Origin of the sequence: Myxacorys almedinensis A, assembly GCF_010091945.1 — a bacterium.
Lineage (GTDB): Bacteria > Cyanobacteriota > Cyanobacteriia > Leptolyngbyales > Leptolyngbyaceae > Myxacorys > Myxacorys almedinensis.
The window spans coordinates 48,248-66,832 of the sequence record NZ_WVIE01000026.1; the positions used below are offsets into that span (position 1 = coordinate 48,248).

Below are 18,585 nucleotides of genomic sequence, written 5' to 3' on the forward strand. Positions count from 1 at the left end.
GGGCTAAAATCCTTTTGCCAGTTTAGAGCGACGATAGAGCAGCACAATAAATAAGGGGCAGCCTAAAAGGGAAGTCACCGCTCCAACCGGCAGTTCTATTGCCCCCAACCGGGCTAAAAGATCCGATAGCGTGAGCACCCAAGCCCCAGCGATCGCAGAGAGCGGCAGCACCCATCGATAATCGGCTCCTACCAACAGACGGACGCCATGGGGCACCACTAGCCCCACAAATCCGACTAGTCCTGCAATGCTGACGGCGCTAGCAGCGAGCAAGGTGGCGATCGCTCCTATCCAAATCCGCGATCGCCCTAAGGAAATGCCTAACCCAACGGCTAGATCATCGCCTAAACTCAGCACATTCATGGTTTTGCCTAACGTGCTGCCGAGCAAGAGCGCGATCGCAATGTAAGGAAATGACATTTTGACTTCCGACCAACCCCGCCCATTCAAACTCCCGGTAAGCCAAATCAGTGCAGCTTGCACTCTGCCTTCTTCTGCAAAGAGTAGAAAGACGGTTTGAATTGAAAATAATAGGAAACTAAAAGCAACGCCGCCAAGAATCAATCGCTCAATAGAAATTCCAACGCTTGTTCTAGCCAGCGTATAAACCAAAAGAGAGACTAAAATTGCACCTAGCCAAGCTGCAAGAGGAACCCAGGTGAGAAATAATCCTAACGTGATCAGCACGATCGCAACAAGTCCTGCACCTGCTGAAATGCCCAGTATATAAGCATCTGCTAGACTATTTCGCAACATGCCTTGCAGCAATGCACCCGACATTCCCAGGGATGCGCCAACCAATACTCCTGCAATGATTCGCGGTAGCCGCAACTCCCAAATAATAGTCTGCTGCATGGGGCTGCCCGATCGCAAAATAGCTTGCCATACTTCTGTTCCCGTTAAGGATACAGAGCCTTGAGTGAGTGACAACCCGATCGTTAGCACTAACACCACAGTCAATACGACAGTCACCAAGGCAGGATAATTTTGAACCAAAGTGAGATGTTGCCAAGGTTTTGTCAGTGAAAAAGAAAGACGAGTCATGGCTTGCCGCTAGATAAGGTCACGTTGCTTTGCTGCCGTTTTTACTTTGAATAAAAGTTGCCTTAACCAGAGGTTATTGCAATTACAGGTAAAATCATTCAGATGTTCAAAAGCAACCGTAACGGAGAATACCACCGTCAGAGTAAGCATTTTAAGGCTTTAGGGCGCTAATTGCTATGGCAAAAACTATACAGCTAATGATAATTAATATCAAGTATCTTGATAAATTTGTTTGAATAAGATAAAACTATCAATATACTTTTGAAGGAACAGTAGTAGAAAACCGTGTTGAAAGGGGTCAAAAGACGGAGGAATCAAGCTTTTAGGCTATGCGAGCGAAGGCGCTTCTGTGCTCCGGCGGCTCGCTTTAGGAGTAGTGAGAGCAGCACACATTCAGCCTGGTGCAAAATCTGAGCTAACTTTGGGTAGATGCAAAAGCAATGCTCAATCCTGTAACCTCAATCGGTGTGAAGCGTTAACCGATAGTAAATTCAGCGTTCTTTTATGAATTCTTCTCAGCATTTGCGCTACCGTCGTAAAGAAATTCTGCGGATTATTTTATCCATAGCACTGATCATTGTTGGTAGCGCTCACTTTATTAAACCAGACCAATTTGCTCGCATTGTGCCACCACCGTTTCCACCGTTTGCATCTGTGTACATCAGTGGCGTCTTTGAAATTTTAGGTGGTATTGGTTTGTTGATTCCGTCTGTCAGTGTAGCCGCCGCTTGGGGATTAATCGCTCTGTTTATCGCCGTGTTTCCTGCCAATATCTACATGGCGCTGCACAACATTAAGCTAGAAGGAATTCCTCAGAACCAAGCGTTGTATTGGGGCAGATTGCCACTTCAGGCAGTGCTGATCGCTTGGGCATACTGGTATACTCGCCATTCTGAACGGCAGCCCGGAGCAGAGGCAAAATTCCTCGATTCAAAATAGCGAAGCGAAAGCCGGTAGAAAGGCTCGATCGCTCGCAGGGTTTGTTATGTTAGGAGAGATTCTAGAATAGCGTTCAAAAACCGCGATCGCAGGGGTTACGATCGCGGCAGCAAACCTATTATGATGGGCTACTTGGTTCTAATGAGCGCAATTCAACGCCTTCAAAAACACAGAGCCAGCCATTAAGCGCCCAATTTAGCACTGCCAAAGGTGGCATTAAACTTACGACACCAGATGACAGCAGATTTGTAATCTGCTAAGTTGACGCCTGCTGGAATCTCATAGCGCTGTGCGCCACGGTAAGCTTTTAGAGGAGCCACAACTACGTATTCTCCTTCTTTGAGGGCATAAGCAGGGGCTTTGGCTGGCTCTAGAACATTGGCGGATCGATGTAATGCAATGACCAGATCAGGTCCCATCTCCGACGTTTTGAACCCTGGATCGAGTTCTAGAAAGGCTTTGCCATCTTGGGTAATCAGATTCACCGTTCCCTGAGTTGGATGCTCTCCGGAGGCAAATATGCCCGAAGCAATGGGCGCGCCTGCTGCCATCGCCGCCGGTGAAGACTGCGCGCTTACCGTTGCAGAGGGCGAAGACTGCGCCAAGGTAGGCGCGACGCTAGACGAAGCGGGGCCTTCGGACGCTTGATTTGAAGCCGTTTGTCCACACCCTGAGATCGCAACGACTGCGAGGCTCGATACTAACCAATCACTCAATTTCATGATCAAATCTCCCTTGATATGCTGAAGCAGTTTGTCGAATAATGAGATTTTGTAACCCTCATCGCAGAAAGGCTACAAAACCTCATCGTTTAGCCCCTAGTTAAACCGTCGATTCTGGCAGTTCCAACAGGAATGGTGCTGGCAATGCCGACCCGTTTTGCTGTGATGCTGTAAAATAACGTGCTGTCTTCATGCTCAAAGGCTCGTACACTGGACATCTTGATTTGCACCGTCTGCCCTGTCTCAACGGGCTGCTCAAACGCGATCGCGACTTCCTCTCTGCTCGACGCAATCTTAGCTGGAATCGCTCTACCAGCCCCATCTAAAACCCGCACCTGAGTAAGCCTTCCCATTTGAGGTGGGATCTGCACCCTGATATCTTCTAGCGCCATGCCCCCTACCGCAACTCGAATAATGTGGTGATCATTGACCAAAGCAGAACTGCTGATCAACGGAGCCGAAGAATTGAGGCGTAGTTGCTGCGTAGCTTGCGTTGTTGCTACTCGTGGTGCAGCAGAGGCAGAGGTGGTTGCTAGAGCGGTAAACAAGAAGGCGGCTACACTGCTACGGATAAAACGTTTCATGTTCTTTAATCATTAAGGTTGTTAGAACTGATGTCAGAAGTGCTTCCACTACCATAAATTAAGCGTTTATATATCGAATTTACTCATGTAAACAAGATGCACAGGCTTAATTTTTTGACGTTGCTAAATCGATGTCTAAACTTTCAGATTTGCCCCCGCCGCCTGCATCCCTTCTCTTGCGATCGCTTAAGAAAGAAAGCTTGAAGCAAGGACGAAATCAAGGTTTGGCTCACTTCTTAGTTCTTCTATTGTTAGATTAAATCGTGTTGCTGAATACAACCTGATCCATGCCTGAGAATTTGCTGAGAGATATTGTTATCGCTTGAATGATAGATTTAACAGCTAATTTTGTATGCAATAGTTTTATAGATATACACACAATAACCAATCCTAACGGACATGGTGGTTCCAAACCACTCATGAGATTTAACATCAATTTAAACAGTAGATGCGACAGATCGGTGAGTCGCCAAGGCGTGCTGAAACCCCACCGCCTATGGCTCCTCCCCTTACCAAGAAGAGGTTGGGAGGGGTCGGATCTATCGCGATCGCAAATCAATTTGGTATAACAACCCGCCCAGTTTCTCGCAACCGCCCCTGTCGTTAGGAGATTTCTGAGGGTTGAGGCTTCCATCAACTCCGCTACGATATTTTCTGCATCTGCCAGATTAGCTGCTGAGCAATGCGGTCTGCGGCTCCAGGGTTGCCCATGCGACGACGACCATTTTCTGCGATCGCACTCAGGTGATCAGGGTTGTTCAGCAGCGATCGCAGGGCATCGGCAACCTGATTTGGCTGTGAAACTAAGGTGACAGAGGCTCCTAGCAGGCGAGTCTGCGCTTCGGCAAAGGCAGGTGTAAACTGAGGTCCTGCTCCTGGCATTGTGATCACAGGTTTGCCAAGACCGACAAATTGTTCGGTGGCAGTGCCAGCCAGGGCGATCGCAACATCAGATTTTTGAATGCATTCTGCGAATTGCCCTGGTATTAGCGTTAACGTTGATTTTTTATTGCTAAGACCAATCGTATAACTATTTTCGTTTGTTTGTTGCCAGCGATAAGTTAATAGCTGCTGGTGAAATTCGTCGAGATCGAGTTTGGGCGCGATCGCGGCTAGGCAATTTACCGGACGTGCTTCAACAACGCCATCTAGCGATCGCAAAATGAGTTCCCAGTTGGCGAAGACTTCGGGCGGGCGAGAACCGGGAATCAGCGCCAGTGTCAGGGGGCGAGAAGCGCTCCAGTCTGAGCTATTTTCTGGGCGATCTAGCGGTGAGCCGTTTAACTCTAAGCCGTTTAACTCTAAGCCGTCCATCATAGGATTGCCCAAGTCGAAGGCAGGAACGTTGAAGCGCTGAAGAATTTGGCTGGTGATGCGATCGCGGGGAAATACCGCTTTACACTGGGGGCGTTGCATTAGCCAACGATCCCACGGTTGATAAATGCATCCGGTCGAGCGCTCGATGCGATCGTCCCACCATGAGGAACGGGGCAACCATCCGGTTTCATCCCGTAAATAATATTCCGATTTAGCCGTGCCAACAAAGGCAAACGGTACGCCACTTATCCAGGCAAACAGCATCGGCACAATATCGCCCACAGCTAAAATCAGCGATGCTCCGCCTTCGTTTGCCCACGATCGCACCGCTTTTATTTGGTCTAGGGTGAGGGTGATCAGTCCGCCTTGAAGATCTCGCGCTAACTGCCGCCCGTCCATATAAACAAACCCTCCCGACGGCATTGCCTTGACCGAGCCAATGAGTGGAACCCCAGCCGTTTGGTAAACGTGCCCCTCGCCCACAATTGGCAGGGCGTAAATGGTGGGGCAGTCAGGATGGTGTTGCAAAGCTTGAAGAATGCGGAGAGCGATGATATCTTCACCGTGACCGTTGCTGAGGCAGAGGAGGCGCATGAGGGAGACAAGAGGTTTAGAAGGGTTTGGAAAGGGGTAGGGTTGCGATCGCAACGCCTATCGGTTACAGAGGACGTTGGGGTGAGGGCAAATTTAGCATGAAACCGGGACAGACAGCGGTTGCGATCGCAGGGCACCTCGCAGCGTAACAAAACCTTGTAAGATTTGGGAGCAATTGAGTTTAGAGAGTTCGCGTGTTAGCCGCATTACTATACGGTCAAGAAGATTTACGCCTAGAAACAGTTCCCGATCCCACGCCGCAACCTGGAGAAGTGGTGATGCGAGTGGGAGTGGCAACAACCTGTGGAACAGACCTCAAAGTGTGGCGGCGAGGAGGTCATGCCAAGATGCTAACGCCGCCAACCCCATTTGGGCATGAGGCGGCAGGGCAAATTGTGGCGCTGGGGCAAGGGGTGACAGGGTGGAACCTTGGCGATCGCGTGGTCGCGAATAATTCTGCGCCCTGCATGACCTGTTTTTTCTGCCATCGTCAAGAATATTCGCTCTGTACCGATTTGAGTTTTAACAACGGCACCTTTGCCCAATATCTCAAGATCCCTGCCCCAATCGTGCGTCACAATCTGCTGCTGATCCCAGACGGGTTGCCCGACGCGATCGCAGCGATGACCGAGCCGTTAGCCTGCGTTCTGCATGGCGTGGCGCGATCAAATGTGAAACCGGGCGATCGCGTGGTTCTGTTTGGCGATGGGGCAATCGGGCTAATGTTTGTGGCAGCACTGGCTCAGCGCTCAACCGAGGTAATTGTGTTTGGCGGCAGTGACTCTCGCTTACACATTGCCAAAACTTTTGGAGCCGCAAAGACGTTTAACTATCACCAAATGTCTGATATTCCAGCCCAGGTGAAAGCCCTCACCGACGGCTGGGGCGCGGACGTGGTGATCGAGGCAACGGGCGTTCCATCGGCGTGGGAAACTGCGATCGCGTGTGCCCGACCCGGAGCCACCGTGAATTTGTTTGGCGGTTGCCCCCGCAACACGACAATTACGGTCAACACCGAGCAACTGCACTACAATGAACTGACTTTAAAGGGGGTGTTTCACAATACGCCGGAGTTTGTGCGATCAGCGCTGGCATTTCTGGCAAGGGGAACGGTTCCCTTTGAGTTGCTAATCAGCGACCATCAACCGCTCCAAAACTTGGAACATGTTTTTCAAGCGATGAAAGCACGAACCGTAGTTAAGGTCGCGATCGGCGATCGCTAAGGGCAACCTGAGGGTAGCAGTTTGTTTGTGAGGGAAAATGCAAGTGGTTTGTAACTATGGGGCAATTTTAGGAATCGGATTTTTTGTGCTGGTGGGGGCGTCTTCCGCCACTGCGCTTCCCGGACAGTCGATCGATGAAGTCGCCTCGTGGATGCAGGCAAATCCAACGGTGCGTCCAAGACGAGGCGAGAAGTTGTTAGTTCGCAAGCAAGATTCGGCGGCTCAAAGCTTTTCGTTTCAGGCGTCTCTCTTGCCCCCTGGCAAAATCACTGCCCTCGCCAACGGTGGCATAGTGCGGAGCGAGGTGCTGACGTTGTTTGATGTTCGCAACGGGGTAACGTTCGACCGGCTGAGAGCATCGCTGCGGAACATCTACGGAGCAACCCTCTCGCAAGACTACGATCGTGCCCAAGTCATCTACACCTACCCCACTGCCAACACTATTCAGCACGAGGTAAACCGAGCCGATCCCCACCGAGCCGCCCTCCAAGGCGAATTGCGCCAAAGCGATCGCTATGCCTATTGGCTAGAAGTTGCCCAAACCTCTGAAGGGCGCGCCACCTCAGGACGCCTCACCGTACTTTTGCGGGACGATGTAGAGAAACTCGCCGCCGAATTGAGGAACAAAGAATGACGCGAGACCCAATTTTCCCATTCAGGACAAGAGCAAATGAAACAAGAGCAAGTGAGAAAGTAGGGTTCAAGCCCTTCGGCGTCTAGGAGATATTTGCTGTGAAGTTGCGACAACTGATTCCCTTTTTCGATACCACCGCCCTCGATTGGGCTTGGGAAGCCCGAATTTTGCGCTGGCTAACCTTTGTGTGGATCTTTGTCGGCTTAGCTATCATGTTTAGCGCCTCCTATCCTGATGGTGATGCCAACTACAACGACGGACTCTATTTCGTCAAGCGACAACTGATTGCGATCGCCATCGGCATGATCGGCTTCAATATTCTCGTGCATTCTCCGCTCCGCTACCTTCAAGGCATCGCTGACTGGGTATTCTTTGTTCTCCTCGCGGGCATCCTGATTACGTTGATGCCCGGCGTCGGAACGTCTGTCAATGGCGGCACCCGCTGGATTGCCGTCGGCTCTTTCTTAATCCAGCCCTCGGAACTGATCAAACCCTTCATTATTTTGCAAAGTGCTCGCATCTTTGGGCAGTGGGAGCGGTTGACCTGGACAGTCCGCCTCAGGTGGATGGGCATTTTCTGCGTGATGCTATTTGCCATCTTGCTGCAACCCAACCTCAGTACAACTGCCCTATGTGGCATCACGCTTTGGCTGATTGCGCTGGCGGCAGGTCTGCCCTACCTCTACCTGTGGGGAACCGCAGGCGCGGGGTTACTTCTTGCCACCCTGAGTATCAGTTTGCGAGAGTATCAACGGCGACGGGTGATGTCGTTTCTCAATCCGTGGGCTGACCCCTCCCAAGACGGCTATCAACTGATTCAAAGTTTGCTGGCGGTTGGTTCTGGGGGCATTCAGGGAAGCGGCTTTGGACTTTCGCAACAAAAATTATTTTATTTACCCATTCAATACACTGACTTCATTTTTGCCGTTTTTGCAGAAGAGTTTGGCTTGCTGGGTAGCCTGTCTCTGATGCTGATGCTCTTGGTCTATGCCACGATGGCACTCATTGTGGCGCGCAAGGCAAGAAATGCCATTCATCGATTGGTTGCGATCGGGGTGATGGTGCTAATGGTGGGTCAGTCGCTGATTAATATTGCAGTAGCAACGGGAGCTTTGCCTACCACGGGGTTGCCGCTCCCGTTCTTTAGCTACGGCGGCAGTTCTATGATTTCCAGCTTGGTGTGTGCGGCGTTGTTGATTCGGGTTGCCCGCGAAAGCAGTGAAGCGGAAGTGGTTTCTCTGTCTGAGCGTCGTTCTAAAGCGCCCGTCGAGCTAAATTCCCGTCGTAGAAAACAGCGCTCTGTGCCCCATTTATAGCACTCTGAAAACGAGATCATTACCTCTAAAGCGGTACTCGCAAAACGAACTATCTCCCAGGAGGATCGTCATAACGAAGAGTAGTGATTGAAAGCGAACGTATGAGTGTTTCCTTGGCTCGTCAGATCAGCATCGGACTTGGCGCAGCAATAATTTTTGCCAGTAGTCCTGCTTTCTCAGCAGAACAAGTTGTGTTGAAGTACAGAGTTTTACGAGAGTCTGTTTCGGTTAGCGAACTGACCACCTTTGCCAACACCGGACAAGCCTCTCCTGACCTGCAAACCTATTTTCGGCTATCTAGACAAAACCCTGAAGCTGTTCGGCAAACGCTGACCCGGCAAGTCAGTGTTAATCCTGTCCTGCTCGATCGCGTCCTCAACAGCCCCCTAGGAAATGGCATCCTCGATCAACTCGGTCAGGCGATTCAGACGCCTAGGGGAGGTGCAGAACGCCAAGCTCTGAGAGCCGCCCTGACGCTTTCTGCAAGCGATGATGGCAAAGTGTCGATTTTAGAAATTTTGCAGAAGTACCCAACGCAGGAAGTCGTGGTTGATGGCGATCGCGTTGAGGGGACATACCGTCAGCTTAATCAGCTTGCAGAGCGGTTAAGAAATCCCCTAGGTAATATCCTCAGCCGTATTTTCAGGTAACTCGCTTTAGCTGACCGACTCTCCCTGAAGCCTATTTTCACAGAGGGAGAGTCTAGCAATCGGAACCATCCACCCATCTACCCATCTACTCAACGTTGACAATCTACTAGGTTGCCTAACTTTGTTGCGTCTGTTAGAACTCGGTAGAGCGCTAGCGATCGGCTCTAATTTAACGGGCAGGGTCAGTATGCCAACGTTTCTAGCGTTTCTTTGAGATAGCTGTGAACTAGGGCATCCAAATTTAGGGTCTGAAATTGTTCGTCTCCTGTGTGTTCCAATTGCCATCGTTGGAAGCCAGAGCTACCTGCGATCGCGCGCTTCAAGTTTTCCCAAACGTGAGGCTCACCTGTGAAGGCACGGTTAGCACTGTTGGTAAAGGGGGAGGGGGAGTGAGGAGTTGTCATAATGTATCTTAAAATACGTCAGAAAGAGAAATAACGTCAGAAAGAGCAGCAAAAATTGCAGTCAAGTGCTGAGAAATGCAACGCTAAGATGAGTACGAGTCAGGGCTTGACTTTCTTCTCAGCATAGCGCGTGGAAGCTAAGCGTCTGTGTCTAGGGCGACATTTGAAATCAAACTGACCAAAATCATACCGACGGGTCGCTAGATGGAGCAGCCCCCTGGGATGGCTCAGGTGAAATTGCTGAAACCGAGGGTTTGGCAGCAGGTGACAGAGACGAATCTGGAATCATCGGTGGCAAGATCTGATTGACCCGCGCACCAATCACCGAGAAGTTGTGAGGAATTTGATCTAGCCCAAAAGCAGGAGACGCTGCAAACTCTGCATCAGATGCCAACATCACTCGCAACACGCTAAGCGGCACTTGCAAAAACAGATTTGCCCCCAAAAACCCGATCGCGGCGACGAGCAACCCGATTCCTCGCAAGCTAGACGAAATTGGCGTTATGTCAGATGCGATCGGGGCGATCGTGTAAAGTTGGTTTAACAAGATAGCCATCAATGCGGCTCCGCTCCCGATCCAAATAGGGTTGCGACGTGTCCTAAATAGGGTCAGAAGGCGGCGCTGAGCATCGGTGAGATGGTCTGGTTTGATCGCAATGACGAGCAGGCTAAAAATATAGAACGGCTGCTGCCACTGCATCCAAATAATGGGTGCAATGCCAAGAATAAGAATGATGCCCAACTCAAGCCACGCAGGCAGCACCGGATCACCTGCGGCAAATCCTAGTAAACACAAGAGCAACGATGCTGGAACGGCTGCTACTCCTGCCACATGAATCCACAGATACGGATCAGACCAGAACGATCGCATAGTCAACGCCTAATGGATGCCATGACTTAGTATAGGACGTTGGGCGATCCTCGGATCTTTAGTCTCTTTCGAGTTGGCTCGCGGAAATCGCCATCGAGCAAGTTTCCACCCTTTCAAGCCATCCCCCGACCTTTGCATAGAGGTTTTGTTTTCCTCTTTTTCGGGAGAGGGGATGGAGATGAATTAGGCAGAGTAGACAAAGGGCTAGTGGTCTGTCAAGTTTGAAATGATGGATTAGGAGTGGATGGGTGGGGGGTAGATGGATAGTCTAGGAATCGGAACCATTGACTCATGCACCCCTCTACCCCTCAACTCAACGTTGACAATCTACTAAGCTCTTAAGGGTGAGCCATTTCCTCCGTGCGCTGTTGCTTGAGTTCCTGCAACCGATGGAGGAGCGTCTCGGTTTCTGCTTGCAGGTTTAACAGTTTGGCTTGTTGGTCTGCCTGGTAAAGCGTTTTCATTTTTTCTAAAGATGTTGCTAACGTTGCAGCCGTGGTGAGGTGAGGGTCGAGAACTGCGCTGTTGCTGAATTGAAGATTTGAAACGTTAGATGCCATAGGACTTAGTAATTTTTACTTACTCACACCAATAAACTATCTTAACCTGAACTTATGTAAGGAGAGCGCTTTGGCGCACATTTTCGATGACGCACTTGCTAGCAGGTTGTTCCGAGGGAATCTAGCTTAGGAAGGAGATTTAAGTTCAATTTGTTCCACTCTAATGAGGCAAGAGTGAGGTAAGCGATGGTGCGATCGCGTGGCTCAATGACCCCATTCTGAGTGTTGGCGATCCGCGAGGGGTAGGCACGATGAATCGCAGAGATTCGGAGTAAACTAGGATCTACCTTGTTGCACTGTAAGAAATAGACTCCTGTGACCTTAAGCTTGTCTGCATCGGAATCCCCTTCTGAAGCCCTGCCCAGAGTAGCAAATTGGCACGGTTTGATTCACACCTATCGGCACTATTTGCCCGTGACCGACCGCACACCGATCGTGACGCTGCACGAAGGGAATACGCCGCTCATTCCTGCCCCTGCGATCGCATCTGAGATCGGGCGAGGGGTTCAGGTTTTTGTGAAATATGACGGACTCAACCCGACCGGTAGCTTCAAAGATCGGGGCATGACCATGGCAATCACGAAAGCCAAGGAAGCAGGAGCCAAAGCCGTTATTTGTGCCAGTACTGGAAATACGTCCGCCGCCGCCGCCGCCTATGCTCGACGGGGCGGAATGCGTGCCTATGTGCTGATTCCAGATGGCTATGTGGCGCTGGGCAAACTGGCGCAGGCGTTGTTGTATGGGGCAGAGGTGCTATCGATTAAGGGAAACTTCGATCGCGCCCTGGAAATTGTGCGAGAGGTGTCGGAAAACTATCCTGTGACACTGGTAAATTCGGTGAATCCTTACCGCTTAGAAGGGCAGAAAACTGCCGCGTTTGAGGTCGTAGACGTGCTGGGCGATGCCCCTGATTGGTTGTGCATTCCGGTGGGAAATGCAGGGAATATCAGTGCCTACTGGATGGGGTTTTGTGAATATCACCAGGAAGGGCGGTGCTCCCATTTGCCGAAAATGATGGGATTTCAGGCGGCGGGGGCGGCTCCTTTGGTGAGCGGCGAAAAGGTGACGCATCCAGAAACCTTGGCGACGGCAATTCGGATTGGGAATCCGGCGAATTGGCAGCGTGCGATCGCGGTTCAAGAAGCGAGCCGGGGTGAGTTTAATGCAGTGACTGATGATGAGATTATGACGGCATATCGCAAGTTAGCGGCTCACGAAGGCATCTTCTGCGAACCTGCGAGTGCGGCGTCTGTGGCAGGCTTGCTCAAGCACAAGGAGAAGGTTCCGGCGGGGGCAAAGGTGGTGTGCGTGCTGACTGGAAACGGCTTGAAAGATCCAGATTCAGCGATTAAATTTAGCGAAAACAATTTCAGACAGGGAGTTGAGCCGCACTTAGAGATCGTCGCGCAGATGATGGGGTTTTAACCGGGGCTGGTGATGAACTAGCCCGACCTGGATTGCTTGTCAGTCCTGGGGGTTTAGCTTCGCCAACATTTCCACTGCATCCCCTAATGCCATTGAAAGATCTTTGCGGGTTTGGGCGTGGCTGAGTTGCTCGGTTTTGAAGTCGTCTGCTAAGCGATCGCGCTCTGCCCAGATCTCAATCAGGGTTGCTTTAAGGGCAGCCACCGTATCGAGGTGCTCAATTTTCTGTTCAATGTCTGACCGAAGCGCATCTACGATTCCGTCGGAGGTGGGCTTTGCGCTCGTCTCTGGTGGCAACGGGCTGGTCGCGGGTTGCGCTGCCACGAGGGGCTGCACCGCCGATTCTGCTTCTGCCCGTCGCTGGTGCGCTTCGATCTCATAGCGTTTTCGCCAGTTGTCGGCGCTGGCATGAGCCGATGCTTCTGCCTGCTGCGCTTTTTGCAGTTGCCGCTTGAGATCTTGAATTTCGTTCAACCACTGAACCACATCTGCCATTGCCCTATCCTTCTTGCAAGCCTTAGCCCATCAAGATACACCAAGAGTTGCCTGTGGAGGCAAGGCAAGCTAATTTTTCAACGCCAACCGAGGTGAGCTTGTTCTAGCACGTAAGCAGACACCGTTTGAATCTGCTCAGGGGTTAGCCGTTCTTGGTAGGCAGACATGTTGCCTTTGCCGTGGGTGACAATTTCTGCGATCGCGGCTTCTGTTCCATATCCGTTTTTCTCTAACGCCTTGAGCTTCAGCGTTTTCCCCCGTCGAACGATGTTGCCTCCGTTGGCATGGCACCCCGCACAGTGCAGGTCAAACAAGGGTGCTCCTCTAGCCGTCTCAGCCCAAACGGGTAGAACAATCACTGCCCACCCAATGAACGCGCCTAATACAGCGATCCCAATTTGCTTAATCACGAGTTCCTTCATGGTTCAAGCTTTAGTTCAAGTCTTAAGTTCAAGCTCCAGTTCAAACTGTTGGTCTCTCTTTTGCTCCATCCTCCCACACCCTGCTAATTCGAGGCACAATAACAAATAACGTGAGGAAAAAGGAGTTTTTGTGCTGGTCAGAATTGGGATTGCGATCGCGTGCTTTGCGATCGCGTTTGTCTTAGCAAGCCTGGTGGAGTATTGGATGCATCGCCTGATGCATGTGTCTGAAAAAATCGGAGAACGGCACCGCGATCACCATCGCCGCAACGAAGGTCAGGGCGTGGTTTGGGAGTTTTTCGACTATATCAAAGGCACGCTCATCATTATGTGCCTGCTGTTCTTTTATTCTCTCGAAGCTGGGATTGGCTGGTTTTTAGGGGGCATGGTTTATGCAGCGTTTTCGTCTTACGCACACCAACTCCAGCACGAAAATCCGACTAAATGCTTTTGGATGAAGATGCCGGTGCACTATGTCCATCACAAGTACGGCATGTGGCATCACAATTTTGGTTTAGCGGTGGATTGGTGGGATCACGTTTTTGGAACGTACAAAGCAGTGGATTGGCTGAGTGAAAAAGAGTTGAGTCAGCCCGATCGCGGCTATCTAGAGTTGCGCTGGCGATAGGGAATTTGACATTTGGGAGGGGGGATGCTCACGACACGAGGATCGCCCCCTCTTTGTTTGGCGCTCTGTTACAGTCTGCAAACCCGATGTTAAATCTTTCGATCGCTGCGAACTGGGCAAAAAATTGCTGTGTTATCGTTCCAAGAACTGATCCGGACTCAGGGAAATCATGACGTACTTTCAAGCAGCAAAAGCCCATTTCATTGCTTCCCATCAGAATCCCATCAATCAAGCTCTGCACCATTTGACCAATTTACTTGCGATCGCATCTGTCGTCTATCTATTCATCGATTGGCGAATGACGGTGCTGTGCCTCGTTTTAACCCAAGTGTTTGCCCTCGGTGGACACGCCGTATTCGAGAAAAACGAGCCTGCTTTTGTGAAATATCCCGGTATTACCATTCTTGCGTCTTTGCAGTGGTCGTTTGAAAACTGGTTTGGCTTTCGTCAGCTTTGGCAACGTGCTAAAGCCAAAGCTTAAAGTCTTTACCCGATCCAAAGTCTTTACCCGATTCAAAGCCTTTGCCCGATCCGATGCCCTTTCTACGGAGTTTTTATGTATCAAGGTCTACCTGTTATTGATGCTGACGCTCACAAATTGGAAAATCCCCTTGTCATTCGCGACTACATTCCCCCGGAATACCGCGATCGCGTAGGCTTGATCGTGGACAATCTCGGCGATCAACGAATGCGCGTGATTGATTTCAACCCCGAAACCGGACACAACGATCTCGTTCGCCTGTTTCCGCAACCCCAAGGGCTGGGCAAAGGAGGGTTCCGCAATCTTCACCCAGAAACCACACTAGGAGCAATTTTCAACGATGTCCGCGTTGCTCATATGGACGAAGAAGGCGTCGATGTTCAGGTGATTTACGGCACCTGGAACCTCAGCTTCTCTAGCTACCTCGACAAAGACCTTGCGATCGCGCTTTGCCGCGCTTACAACAATTACATGGCAGACGACTGCCGCAGCCATAGCGATCGCCTCAAGCCGATCGGAGTCCTGCCGTTGCAAGACGTGGAAGAAGCGGTCAAAGAAATGTATCGCTGCGTCAACGAACTCGGCATGATCGGTGTTTCCGTCGCGCCAAATATCGCCGTTCCTCACCCCAAAGCCCCCGATGCTTTTCCAGAAATTCGTACCTGCAAAACCATTAGCCATGCCGATTTCGAGCCAATTCTCCGCGCCGCCGTTGATCTAGATATTGCGATCGGGCTACACGGTGGTCCCGGTTCCTACATGGTCGGCGGGTTGTCAGATCACACCGAAACCTTTGTCCTCAGTCATATCTTTGTGCAGCGCAACCAGCAGCAGCTTGCCCTTGCCCGCATGGTCTTCGATGGCGTATTCGAGCGATTCCCGACCCTGCGAGTTGGTTTTCTAGAAGGTGGCTGCGGCTGGATTCCCGATCTGGCTCATTCCTTCCACGAACACTGGGAAAAGCGAATTCGCGACTTTGATCCCAAGCATCCCTATCGCCCCTCGTTGGTTGATTTCACCAAACTGATGATTCAAGAACGGGGCATTCACAACAGCAGCAACATCATGACTCAGGCAAAAAACCTGTTCGATCTGATGTGGACAAAGCAGCACGACCCCAGCAAAATTGACGACGCCAGCTTATACGAACACTCTGATCTGCGCCACCGCGACCCGATGGAATACTTCGCACGGGGGCAAATCTTCGCCTCGTTTGAATCCGACGATCCCGCCCCTGCCTACCTCCACACCGGAATGGGCGAAATGGGCAAGCACATCGCCTGTTTTTCTGGAGACTATGGGCATTGGGATGGTGTGCTGCGTAACTGTGTTGCCTCTGTTGCCGAAGTGACCGACTACGATCGCGATCACCTCGCCCTACTGTTTGCCGGAAATGCCCTTGCCCTCTACGGCGATCGCTTAAAGAATACGCTCCCTCAAACCCTCACCAGTGCCGACCTCGTTGGTGCCGGGCGCTAGAAAAAGTGGGGCTGTTGTGGGAACGGGTCGATCCGATTTACAGTCATTCACCTAGACTGGATGAAAAGACCCGTACACCCTCCAGCCCCGGTCTCATCTATGCCCTCGATCGCTCGGAAAAACCTGTTTGAAGACATTCCTCGATTTGTAGTCGCGCAGGCAGGCATCATGTTTGCTGTGAGCCTGGTCACGATTCAAGTTGGCATTCTCCAAGGCTTCACTCGCTCTACCGCTCGACTCATTGATCAATCCAACGTCGATCTCTGGGTTGCCTCTGAAGACATGGTGCATCTGGAGTTGAGTTCTGCGATCGCAGCCGAACGAGTCATGCAAGCCCAAAAAGTCGAAGGCGTCGATCGGGCTGAAGCCTTGATGATTCGCTCTAGCATTTGGCGCGACCCATCAGGCAACATCACCCCTATCCGAATTTTTGGGTTTGATCCCAGCACTCGCATGTTTGCTGGCTTTGGCATCTCCCAAGGCAAGCTCGATTCCCTCAAGCAGCCCTACACGGTCATGGTCGATCAAGGCAGTTTGAAATTCTTGGCGTTAAATCAACTCAGCGATCCTCCCGAATCTTCTCCCGCCAATCGCGGCAGTATTGGCTCGTTTGGAACGCTCCCCGCCCAAGTCGTCGGGCTGACCAATGACACCCAATCGATCGCCTCTAGCATCTTCATCTTTACCTCGTTAGAAAACGCCAACGCCTACGGAACCGCCGGGATGAATAGTGCAGTCAACTGCATCCGTCAGCCGTCCGGAGAGCTTTCCTGTGTCAACAATTTTGAAAATCAACCCCTGAAGGCAACCCCTGTCGAAGCTCCTCCTCCTCGCCGCCTCAGCATTGCCGATCCCATCTCCTACGTCATGATTCGCGCTCAATCTGGACAAGACCTCGGACAACTCAAACAGCGCCTCCAATCGACCTTGCCCGGAACCCAAGTGTACACGCAAGCAGAAATGTCATCTATTACCCGTGCCTATTGGTCGCAGCGTACCGGCGTCGGTTTTGTTTTGGGGCTGGGAGCAAGCGTTGGCTTTATCGTGGGCATGGTCATTGTCGGGCAGATTCTCTACTCTTCTGTCTCCGATCACCTGCGCGAGTTTGGAACTCTCAAAGCGATGGGTGCGTCAAACTGGGTTATATACAGCGTGATTTTAGAACAAGCGCTCTGGATGGCAGTTCTCGGCTACATTCCCAGCATCGCGTTATGTTTTGGGCTGGGTGTATGGACGCAAGCTGCTAAAGGCATCATGATTTTGATTACTCCAGCCACGGCAGGCGGCATTCTTGTGCTCACTGTGGTGATGTGTGTCGGATCAGCCCTCTTTGCCGTTCAGAAGGTGACACGGGTTGACCCGGCGATCGTCTTCAAAGCGTAATAGAGGGCAAGGCGTAATAGACGCTCGTAAAATCCCCTATAGAGAAGATATGGTGTTTTCCAACAGAGCAGTAAAACGTAGATAGAGCAAGGGTTCAGGTGCTGAGGTGTCACACCTATCGCCCAATTAAAGAATTCTAGCTTCTAGAATAAAATTTGAAGTTCTACACTGTTTTTAGCAGAAACCCAATTGCTCTATGTAGACTAAATCTATAGAAGGATTTCGCCCGAACCTGGTTTAGATTCTGGGCTTTTTAGCTAGAGGTAAACTTTAGTAACGCTGTTTTGAACTGCCCTCCACCCCATCACTGTCTAATATCTGTCCGCCCTTTTTATTTAAACGAATGACTGCTACCTCGATCGAATTGCTACATACTACTGGGAGTCAAGCTCGTACGGCTCGTTCTACTTATCTTGATCGGGCTGAAACAAAAGCGATCGCTGCCCACGGGATCGAGATGGTGTACCAGACGGGTGCAGAACAATATCAAGCGCTAAAACAGGTTGATTTGGATGTCAAATTTGGTGACATTCAGCTTTTGATGGGGCCTTCAGGTTCGGGTAAAACAACGCTACTATCGATTCTGGCTGGCATTTTGACACCTACCGCTGGAAGTGTGCGTCTGCTAGGTCAAGAGATCACGGCGCTATCGAGCAGTAAACTGGCACAGTTTCGCTTAGAAAATATTGGCTTCATCTTCCAGGGATTTAATCTATTTCCGGCATTGACGGCTCTAGAGAATGTTGAAGTTGCCCTCAAGCTGAAGGGAATCCGGAGAGCGGCGGCGCGGCAACAAGCGCTAGATTTGCTCGATCAGGTCGGGTTAAAGGATAAAGCAAAGCGGTATCCGCAGGATTTGTCGGGTGGGCAAAAGCAGCGAGTTGCGATCGCGCGTGCCCTCGCTGGCAACCCTCACCTGATCATGGCAGATGAGCCAACCGCCGCTCTTGATTCGCAAAACGGTCATGCGGTGATCGAACTGCTCCGCAACCTTGCCAAAGAAAAAGGTCGCACCGTTCTGATTGTGACCCATGACCCGCGCATTATTGATGTAGCTGACCATGTGACTTATCTTGAAGACGGTCTGATTCGCAAGTCATAGTTTGCAATTTATCCCAGATTTCACTGTTATGCAGAGCTAAATTTAGGAGAGCGTTCCTGGATTTGGAGCGTTTGTCGGGTCATTGTCTGGTTCTGGTTTTGTCTGTTAACCGTGAACCAAATTGTGAACTCAATCGTCAACCTGGTATCGTCAACCTTGCAGTGAACCCCTTTCTCGTCTAGCTGACTGAGAAAACAAGACCGAGAAAACGCTTAGGCTCACTCGAAGGTTTACTTAACCTGAGTTCGGGATAAGGAAGGGGCAAAACAGATAGGGTGAAAGTGCTAACTTCTCATCCATCTGAAATTACCC

Annotated in this window: 21 protein-coding genes; 12 read left to right on the forward strand and 9 right to left on the reverse strand. The window is 50.9% G+C overall.

What is annotated here, in order from left to right:
- Positions 1-3: 3 nt before the first annotated feature.
- The gene (locus tag GS601_RS18260) at positions 4-1,044 is read right to left on the reverse strand and encodes a FecCD family ABC transporter permease (protein ID WP_162424727.1); all 1,041 of its coding nucleotides are present in this window, start codon (positions 1,042-1,044) and stop codon (positions 4-6) included.
- Between the two features lie 504 nt (positions 1,045-1,548).
- On the opposite strand from GS601_RS18260, the gene GS601_RS18265 reads away from it, so the two are divergent.
- Entirely contained in the window at positions 1,549-1,983 is a 435-nt protein-coding gene (locus tag GS601_RS18265) for a DoxX family protein (RefSeq protein ID WP_162424728.1), read from the forward strand.
- A 182-nt stretch (positions 1,984-2,165) separates the two neighbouring features.
- Here GS601_RS18265 and GS601_RS18270 read toward each other — a convergent pair whose 3' ends face one another.
- Entirely contained in the window at positions 2,166-2,705 is a 540-nt protein-coding gene (locus tag GS601_RS18270) for a DM13 domain-containing protein (RefSeq protein WP_162424729.1), read from the reverse strand.
- Positions 2,706-2,794: 89 nt separating this feature from the next.
- Positions 2,795-3,289 (reverse strand): DUF2808 domain-containing protein, encoded by a 495-nt coding sequence (locus tag GS601_RS18275; RefSeq protein WP_162424730.1) that lies wholly within the window; start codon positions 3,287-3,289, stop codon positions 2,795-2,797.
- 131 nt (positions 3,290-3,420) lie between these two features.
- On the opposite strand from GS601_RS18275, the gene GS601_RS23670 reads away from it, so the two are divergent.
- Positions 3,421-3,549: a hypothetical protein gene (locus GS601_RS23670; protein WP_274382003.1), complete on the forward strand. Its 129-nt coding sequence runs from the start codon at positions 3,421-3,423 to the stop codon at positions 3,547-3,549.
- Between the two features lie 382 nt (positions 3,550-3,931).
- Here GS601_RS23670 and GS601_RS18280 read toward each other — a convergent pair whose 3' ends face one another.
- Entirely contained in the window at positions 3,932-5,200 is a 1,269-nt protein-coding gene (locus tag GS601_RS18280; RefSeq protein ID WP_162424731.1) for a lipid-A-disaccharide synthase-related protein, read from the reverse strand.
- A 194-nt stretch (positions 5,201-5,394) separates the two neighbouring features.
- Here GS601_RS18280 and GS601_RS23810 point away from each other — a divergent pair, with 194 nt between their 5' ends.
- The 4 genes from GS601_RS23810 (at position 5,395) to GS601_RS18300 (ending at position 9,023) form a co-directional block, all read left to right on the forward strand.
- Positions 5,395-6,423: a zinc-binding dehydrogenase gene (locus tag GS601_RS23810; protein ID WP_162424732.1), complete on the forward strand. Its 1,029-nt coding sequence runs from the start codon at positions 5,395-5,397 to the stop codon at positions 6,421-6,423.
- Positions 6,424-6,460: 37 nt separating this feature from the next.
- A complete protein-coding gene (locus GS601_RS18290) occupies positions 6,461-7,057 on the forward strand; it encodes a hypothetical protein (RefSeq protein ID WP_162424733.1) in 597 nt (198 codons plus the stop codon).
- Positions 7,058-7,155: 98 nt separating this feature from the next.
- On the forward strand, positions 7,156-8,373 hold the full coding sequence (locus tag GS601_RS18295; RefSeq protein ID WP_162424734.1) for an FtsW/RodA/SpoVE family cell cycle protein: 1,218 nt from the start codon (positions 7,156-7,158) through the stop codon (positions 8,371-8,373).
- 101 nt (positions 8,374-8,474) lie between these two features.
- Complete coding sequence (locus tag GS601_RS18300) at positions 8,475-9,023, forward strand: alpha/beta hydrolase (RefSeq protein WP_162424735.1); 549 nt, start codon at positions 8,475-8,477, stop codon at positions 9,021-9,023.
- 182 nt (positions 9,024-9,205) lie between these two features.
- Here GS601_RS18300 and GS601_RS18305 read toward each other — a convergent pair whose 3' ends face one another.
- The 3 genes from GS601_RS18305 to GS601_RS18315 all read right to left on the reverse strand — a co-directional run bounded on the left by GS601_RS18305 (position 9,206) and on the right by GS601_RS18315 (position 10,858).
- On the reverse strand, positions 9,206-9,427 hold the full coding sequence (locus GS601_RS18305; protein WP_162424736.1) for a hypothetical protein: 222 nt from the start codon (positions 9,425-9,427) through the stop codon (positions 9,206-9,208).
- Positions 9,428-9,611: 184 nt separating this feature from the next.
- Positions 9,612-10,298, reverse strand: coding sequence for a low-complexity tail membrane protein (locus tag GS601_RS18310; protein ID WP_162424737.1), 687 nt, complete (start codon positions 10,296-10,298; stop codon positions 9,612-9,614).
- Between the two features lie 338 nt (positions 10,299-10,636).
- A complete protein-coding gene (locus tag GS601_RS18315) occupies positions 10,637-10,858 on the reverse strand; it encodes a hypothetical protein (RefSeq protein WP_162424738.1) in 222 nt (73 codons plus the stop codon).
- 315 nt (positions 10,859-11,173) lie between these two features.
- Here GS601_RS18315 and thrC point away from each other — a divergent pair, with 315 nt between their 5' ends.
- Positions 11,174-12,283: a threonine synthase gene (gene thrC, locus GS601_RS18320; RefSeq protein WP_162424739.1), complete on the forward strand. Its 1,110-nt coding sequence runs from the start codon at positions 11,174-11,176 to the stop codon at positions 12,281-12,283.
- Positions 12,284-12,322: 39 nt separating this feature from the next.
- On the opposite strand, the gene GS601_RS18325 is transcribed toward thrC, so the two are convergent.
- Both GS601_RS18325 and GS601_RS18330 read right to left on the reverse strand, forming a co-directional pair.
- The gene (locus GS601_RS18325; protein WP_162424740.1) at positions 12,323-12,778 is read right to left on the reverse strand and encodes a hypothetical protein; all 456 of its coding nucleotides are present in this window, start codon (positions 12,776-12,778) and stop codon (positions 12,323-12,325) included.
- A 77-nt stretch (positions 12,779-12,855) separates the two neighbouring features.
- Positions 12,856-13,200, reverse strand: a complete 345-nt coding sequence (locus GS601_RS18330; protein ID WP_162424741.1) for a c-type cytochrome — start codon at positions 13,198-13,200, stop codon at positions 12,856-12,858.
- Between the two features lie 130 nt (positions 13,201-13,330).
- Between GS601_RS18330 and GS601_RS18335 the strand changes: the two genes are divergently transcribed.
- The 5 genes from GS601_RS18335 to GS601_RS18355 all read left to right on the forward strand — a co-directional run bounded on the left by GS601_RS18335 (position 13,331) and on the right by GS601_RS18355 (position 18,273).
- On the forward strand, positions 13,331-13,828 hold the full coding sequence (locus GS601_RS18335) for a sterol desaturase family protein (RefSeq protein ID WP_162424742.1): 498 nt from the start codon (positions 13,331-13,333) through the stop codon (positions 13,826-13,828).
- A gap of 169 nt (positions 13,829-13,997) precedes the next feature.
- Positions 13,998-14,309 carry an Mpo1-like protein gene (locus GS601_RS18340; RefSeq protein WP_162424743.1) on the forward strand — a complete coding sequence of 104 codons (312 nt, stop codon included), beginning with the start codon at positions 13,998-14,000 and terminating at the stop codon, positions 14,307-14,309.
- 75 nt (positions 14,310-14,384) lie between these two features.
- The gene (locus GS601_RS18345; protein ID WP_162424744.1) at positions 14,385-15,788 is read left to right on the forward strand and encodes an amidohydrolase family protein; all 1,404 of its coding nucleotides are present in this window, start codon (positions 14,385-14,387) and stop codon (positions 15,786-15,788) included.
- Between the two features lie 60 nt (positions 15,789-15,848).
- Positions 15,849-17,171, forward strand: coding sequence for an FtsX-like permease family protein (locus GS601_RS18350; protein WP_238393361.1), 1,323 nt, complete (start codon positions 15,849-15,851; stop codon positions 17,169-17,171).
- A gap of 343 nt (positions 17,172-17,514) precedes the next feature.
- Positions 17,515-18,273 carry an ABC transporter ATP-binding protein gene (locus GS601_RS18355; RefSeq protein ID WP_162424745.1) on the forward strand — a complete coding sequence of 253 codons (759 nt, stop codon included), beginning with the start codon at positions 17,515-17,517 and terminating at the stop codon, positions 18,271-18,273.
- Positions 18,274-18,585: the final 312 nt, after the last annotated feature.

Bases quoted from the DNA above. Each gene is read 5' to 3' on its own strand.
- GS601_RS18325 (WP_162424740.1), bottom strand. From the start codon at position 12,778: ATGGCAGATGTGGTTCAGTGGTTGAACGAAATTCAAGATCTCAAGCGG.
- GS601_RS18300 (WP_162424735.1), top strand. From the start codon at position 8,475: ATGAGTGTTTCCTTGGCTCGTCAGATCAGCATCGGACTTGGCGCAGCA.
- GS601_RS18315 (WP_162424738.1), bottom strand. From the start codon at position 10,858: ATGGCATCTAACGTTTCAAATCTTCAATTCAGCAACAGCGCAGTTCTC.
- GS601_RS18275 (WP_162424730.1), bottom strand. From the start codon at position 3,289: ATGAAACGTTTTATCCGTAGCAGTGTAGCCGCCTTCTTGTTTACCGCT.
- GS601_RS18355 (WP_162424745.1), top strand. From the start codon at position 17,515: ATGACTGCTACCTCGATCGAATTGCTACATACTACTGGGAGTCAAGCT.
- GS601_RS18340 (WP_162424743.1), top strand. From the start codon at position 13,998: ATGACGTACTTTCAAGCAGCAAAAGCCCATTTCATTGCTTCCCATCAG.
- GS601_RS18270 (WP_162424729.1), bottom strand. From the start codon at position 2,705: ATGAAATTGAGTGATTGGTTAGTATCGAGCCTCGCAGTCGTTGCGATC.
- GS601_RS23670 (WP_274382003.1), top strand. From the start codon at position 3,421: ATGTCTAAACTTTCAGATTTGCCCCCGCCGCCTGCATCCCTTCTCTTG.
- GS601_RS18290 (WP_162424733.1), top strand. From the start codon at position 6,461: ATGCAAGTGGTTTGTAACTATGGGGCAATTTTAGGAATCGGATTTTTT.
- GS601_RS18350 (WP_238393361.1), top strand. From the start codon at position 15,849: ATGAAAAGACCCGTACACCCTCCAGCCCCGGTCTCATCTATGCCCTCG.
- GS601_RS18280 (WP_162424731.1), bottom strand. From the start codon at position 5,200: ATGCGCCTCCTCTGCCTCAGCAACGGTCACGGTGAAGATATCATCGCT.
- GS601_RS18305 (WP_162424736.1), bottom strand. From the start codon at position 9,427: ATGACAACTCCTCACTCCCCCTCCCCCTTTACCAACAGTGCTAACCGT.
- GS601_RS18265 (WP_162424728.1), top strand. From the start codon at position 1,549: ATGAATTCTTCTCAGCATTTGCGCTACCGTCGTAAAGAAATTCTGCGG.
- GS601_RS18345 (WP_162424744.1), top strand. From the start codon at position 14,385: ATGTATCAAGGTCTACCTGTTATTGATGCTGACGCTCACAAATTGGAA.
- GS601_RS18260 (WP_162424727.1), bottom strand. From the start codon at position 1,044: ATGACTCGTCTTTCTTTTTCACTGACAAAACCTTGGCAACATCTCACT.
- GS601_RS18330 (WP_162424741.1), bottom strand. From the start codon at position 13,200: ATGAAGGAACTCGTGATTAAGCAAATTGGGATCGCTGTATTAGGCGCG.
- GS601_RS18310 (WP_162424737.1), bottom strand. From the start codon at position 10,298: ATGCGATCGTTCTGGTCTGATCCGTATCTGTGGATTCATGTGGCAGGA.